We start from the raw sequence: 5,112 nt of genomic DNA on the forward strand, positions 1-5,112 counted from the left end.
GGGGAGGAGAACCCACCCCAACCCCCACGAATACGGACACACCAACCTCGACCCACCGCCGACGGACCGGGAACAACCGACCCCAGTCCGCTGCGGGCGGCCCCCCCCCCCCCCCCCCCCCCCCCCCCCCCCCGGCCCCGGGGTCAGCAGGTGGGCAGTCCGGGGATGGGCTGGTCGTTCGCGCCGCCCTTGAGGTAGACGACGCTCACATAGACACCGGAATTGCCGCTGTCGTCATCGGTCTTGGCCCACCAGACGTTCGTCCACTCCCCGTACGTCTCACGGCGGCCCAGCTTCGCCTGGCAGTAGAAGTAGTTGGTGCCCATGTTCAGGGTGCCGACCTGTTGGAAGGAGGCGGTGTAGGAGTTCGCGGTCCGCCAGACGTCGCAGTTGGTCTTGCCGCCGCCGATCGACACGCACGACGTGGACGGCGTCGGGTCACCGCCGCCGCTGCCACCGGTCGTGGTGGTGCCTCCCCCGGACCCCCCGGACGCGCCGCCGTCCGAACCGCCCGAGCCGCCGCCGTCGGTCCCGCCCTGACCGCCGCCCGCACCGCCGGTCTGCTCCCCCGAACTCCCGCCCGCACCACCGGGCTTCGGCTTGTGGGACGCGCCGCCGTCCGCGGGATCGCCCGAGGCGGACGGCGACGCGCTCCGCCCGCCGTCCTTCCCCTTGCCCGCGCTCTTGTCCTTGTCCTTGTCCTTGGCGTCGTCCTCGCCGGTGGCCGGGCTCGGCGTATCCGGACCGCCGGACGTCCCGGGCGGCTGCGCCGACGACCGTCCGCGCTCCGCGACCGTCTCGCCCTTCTCCCCGCCCACCAGCGCATACGTCACGCCGCCACCGGCCGCGAGGACGGCGAGCACCGCCGCCACGGCCAGCACCACACGCCGGCGGCCGCGCGCGGGCAGCCGCTCGGTGTCCCGCTCGGACGGGCTCCCCGGACAGGGGAGGGCGCCCGTACTGCCGACGGGCGGGCCGGCCACCACACCGGGCGGGTCGGCGGCGGGCCCGGGGCTGGTGTACGAGAAGCCCGGCGTCTGGGGGCCGGGCACGGCGGGCGGACCCTGCGGGCCGGGCTGCCGCGGCGCGGGCGGCGTCACCGGCGCGGGAGCCGGCGTGGGCTGCGTCACCGGGGAGGCCTGCGCCCCCGGTCCCGACAGCCAATCGGCCGGCGGCCCCTCGGCGCGGTCCGGGCCGGCGGGCGCGGCTTGCGGGCCGGGCGCCTGCGGCGCCGGCGGCGGGGCCACCGGCCGCAGATCCGTCGCCGTGGGCAGATGCGGCGCGCCGGGCACCGGCCCGACCGCGGGCTCGCGGCCCTCCGCCACCTCCCGCAGCAGGCTCCGGGCCTGGGCGGCGGACGGCCGGTCGGCCGGGTTCTTGGCCATCAGGGCATGGAGTACGGGGGTGAGCGGGCCGGCCCGCCGGGGCTCGGGCAGCGCCTCGGTGACGATCGCGGTGAGCGTCGACCACACCGACGTACGGCGGAAGGGGGCGCCGCCGCCCTCGACCGCCGCGTAGAGCGTCATGCCCAGCGACCAGATGTCCGAGGCCGGCGTGGGGTCCTGGCCCTGCGCCCGCTCGGGCGGCAGGTAGTCGAGCGAGCCGACCAGTTCACCGCTGCGGGTGATGTTGGTGGTCGCGCCGTCTCCCGGGGCCTCGATGCTGGCGATGCCGAAGTCGGTGAGCACCACCCGCCCTCCCCCAGTGCCTGAACGGCCTGGGAGGTGCCCCCATCCGTCCAGCAGCACATTGCCCGGCTTCACATCGCGGTGCAGCACGCCCGCCTGATGGGCGGCGTCCAGCGCGTCCATCACCTGTGCGCCGATCCGGGCGATCTCCCGGGGGTCGAAGGGGCCGCGCCGCTCCAGGGCGTCGTCCAGCGAAGGCCCGTCCACCAGCTCCATGACGATGACCGGCCGGCCGTCCTCGTCGATGACGTCGTGGACGGTGACCACGCCGGAGTGGCGGATACGGGCCGCGGCCCGCGCCTCGCGCTGCATACGAATACGCAGATCGGCCAGCTCGGGCGCGGAGGCGTCGGTGTAGGCGCGCAGGACCTTGACCGCGACCTCACGGCCCAGCACCTCGTCGACCGCGCGGCAGACCACGCCCATGCCGCCGCGCCCGATCCGTCCGGTCACGCGGTACCGGCCACCGAGCAGCCGCCCGGTCAGATCGGCGTCCTGGCCGCGCCGGGGCCCGCTCGCGGCAGCCGCGCCGGGCGCGCCGCCGCCCCCCTCCCCGGACCCGCTCGCGCCGTCCGCCGCACGCGTGTCGTCCACCTCGCGCTGCTCGCGCTCCCCCGGTGTCACCGTCGCCGATCCCCTCGATGCCCGTGTCGTTGCCCGTACGCCGTGCACATCGCCCGTACGGCGTCGTACCTCGCGGTCGGCAACAGACTAAGGGGCGCGCGGGGGCCTGTGGTGTGGTCAGGGGGCCGGGGCGAACGCATCGAGACGGGACTGTTGCGCGGCGGCCGCGGCGGCCCCCACCAGCCCGGCGTCCGTCCCCATTTGCGCGGGTACGACCGTCAGGTCCTGCACGAACGACAGCGTCGCGTAGTCGCGCAGGGCCGAGCGCAGCGGGGCGAACAGGACATCTCCCGCACCGGCCACACCCCCGCCGATCACCGCGATGTCGATCTCGACGAGGGTGGCGGTGGCGGCTATCCCGGCCGCCAGCGCCCGGGCGGCCCGTTCGAAGGAGCGCACCGCGATCCGGTCGCCGGCGCATGCGGAGGCGGCGACGGCGGCGGCGCTGGTGTCGCCGTCGGGGCCCGGCAGCCAGCCGTCGGCCAGCGCCCGGCGGGCGATGTGCGGGCCGCTGGCGATCCGCTCGACGCAGCCGCGGGCGCCGCACGGGCAGGGGTCGCCGTCGAGGTCGACACTGATGTGGCCGATGTGCCCGGCGTTGCCCGTAGGGCCCGGGTGCAGCCGGCCGTTGAGGACGAGCCCGCCGCCGACCCCGGTGGAGACCACCATGCACAGCGCGTTGGCGTGCCCGCGCGCGGCGCCCAGCCAGTGCTCGGCCGCGGTCATCGCGACACCGTCGCCGACCAGCGTGACGGGGCGCTCCCCGACCAGCGCCCGCACCCCGGCGACGAGCGGAAAGCCGCGCCAGCCGGGGATGTTGACCGGGCTGACCGTGCCCGCGTGGGCATCGACCGGTCCCGCGCTGCCGATGCCGACCGCCGCCACCCGCGCCCAGTCCGGCGCCGCGGCCAGCTCCCGGACCACCTCGGCCACCGCGCGCATCACCGTCGCCCCGTCACCGCCGGCGGGCGTGGGCCGGTTGGCCCGTACGAGAAGTCTGCCGTGTGCGTCCACCAGAGCGCCGGCGATCTTGGTGCCGCCAATGTCCAACGCTGCGCTGAGGTCCGTCTGCATCGGTGTGGAATCTCCTGGTGGGCCCGGGGACCGGGCGGTACCGGCCCGGCGTGCGAACGATAGTCTCCCCTCGATTGACAACGTTGTCTAGAGGCTATGCTCGACGCCACACCAGGCCGCCGACAGAATCAGGACCGCACACCGTGACCGACACCGCGCGGGGCACGTCCCGCCGCTATGGCACCCGGCCCACGATGAAGGATGTCGCGGCGCGCGCCGGGGTCGGCCTCAAGACGGTATCCCGCGTGGTCAACGGCGAACCGGGCGTCACCCCGGACACCGAACGCCGGGTCCAGGAGGCCATCACCGCCCTCGGCTTCCGCCGCAACGACTCCGCCCGGATTCTGCGCAAGGGCCGTACGGCCAGCATCGGTCTCGTACTGGAGGATCTCGCCGACCCCTTCTACGGCCCGCTCAGCCGCGCCGTCGAGGAAGTCGCCCGCGGCCACGGCGCCCTGCTGATCAACGGCTCCAGTGCCGAGGACCCGGCCCGGGAGCAGGAGTTGGTGCTGGCGCTGTGCGCACGGCGGGTGGACGGGCTGGTCGTGATTCCGGCCGGTGACGACCACCGCTATCTGGAGCCGGAGATCACGGCCGGCATAGCCACCGTGTTCGTGGACCGCCCGGCCGGCCGGATCGACGCCGACGCCGTGCTGTCCGACAACTTCGGCGGCGCCCGGGACGCGGTGGCCCATCTGATCGCGCACGGCCACCGTCGGATCGGCTTCATCGGCGACCAGCCCCGGATCCACACCGCGAAGGAGCGGCTGCGCGGCTACCGCGCGGCAATGGCCGCCGCCGGCCTGCCCGTCGACGAGGCGTGGGTCTCGCTGGGCTCCACCGCCCCCGACCGCGTACGCGGCGCCGCGACCGCCATGCTGGACGCCGCGCAGCCGGTCACGGCGTTCTTCGCGGGCAACAACCGTGTCACGGTCACCGCCGTGCGCGTCCTGGGCGAACGCCCGCGCCCGGTCGCACTGGTCGGCTTCGACGACTTCGAGCTGGCCGATCTCGTCCGGCCCGCCATCACGGTCGTCGCCCAGGATCCGGCCCTGATGGGCCGTACGGCGGCGGGTCTGCTCTTCCGCCGCCTGGAGGGCATCGCGGACCCGCCGCGGCGCGAGGAAATACCGACGCGGCTGATCGCTCGGGGGTCGGGGGAGATCCCCCCAAGCGGTTAGGGCCGGCTTCCCACGTTTTCGGCCTTCCCGCCCTTCGCTGCGCTTGGCCGGCCTCCCACGTTGTCGGCTTTCCCGCCGTGGGGTTTTTCGCCGTTGCGCCTGCGGCGGGCGGGGTCCGCTGCGCGGGGCCGTTCGGCTGCCGGTGACGGGTCGGAGGGGTGGGGGGGGGGGGGGGGGGGGGGGTGTCTCCCCACCCCCCCCCCCCCGCCGCCCCCCCCCCCCCCCCCCCCCCCCCGCCACCCCCCCCCCCCCCCCCCCCCCCCCCCCCCCCCCCCCCCCCCCCCCCCCCCCCCCCCCCCCCCCCCCCCGCCCCCTCCCGTGAGTGGGTGGGAAAAGAGGCCGGTGGGGGCGTGCCCTGTCGGTCGACTACCGGCACACGAAGGCTGACGTTCAGGCCCACGGTCTCCTCCCCACCCACAACGGGAGGGGGCGGGCCTGGGGGGGGGGGGGGGGGGGGGGGGGGGGGGGGGGGGGGGGGGGGGGGGGGGGGGGAAGGGGAGAGAGACAAAAGAAGAAGAAGAAAAACCAGAAAAAACAAAAAACAA

3 protein-coding genes are annotated in these 5,112 nt (G+C 75.7%); 1 reads left to right on the forward strand and 2 read right to left on the reverse strand.

Features of this window, described 5'->3' with window-relative positions; genetic code table 11:
* Window positions 1-143 precede the first annotated feature (143 nt).
* Together AC0680_RS07720 and AC0680_RS07725 are read right to left on the reverse strand one after the other, a co-directional pair.
* On the reverse strand, window positions 144-2,282 hold the full coding sequence (locus AC0680_RS07720) for a serine/threonine-protein kinase (RefSeq protein WP_478625832.1): 2,139 nt from the start codon (window positions 2,280-2,282) through the stop codon (window positions 144-146).
* A gap of 147 nt (window positions 2,283-2,429) precedes the next feature.
* Window positions 2,430-3,386: an ROK family protein gene (locus AC0680_RS07725; RefSeq protein WP_478625833.1), complete on the reverse strand. Its 957-nt coding sequence runs from the start codon at window positions 3,384-3,386 to the stop codon at window positions 2,430-2,432.
* Between the two features lie 143 nt (window positions 3,387-3,529).
* Here AC0680_RS07725 and AC0680_RS07730 point away from each other — a divergent pair, with 143 nt between their 5' ends.
* Entirely contained in the window at window positions 3,530-4,567 is a 1,038-nt protein-coding gene (locus AC0680_RS07730; protein WP_478625835.1) for a LacI family DNA-binding transcriptional regulator, read from the forward strand.
* Window positions 4,568-5,112: the final 545 nt, after the last annotated feature.

It is taken from the genome of Streptomyces sp. NPDC043738 (genome assembly GCF_056436545.1).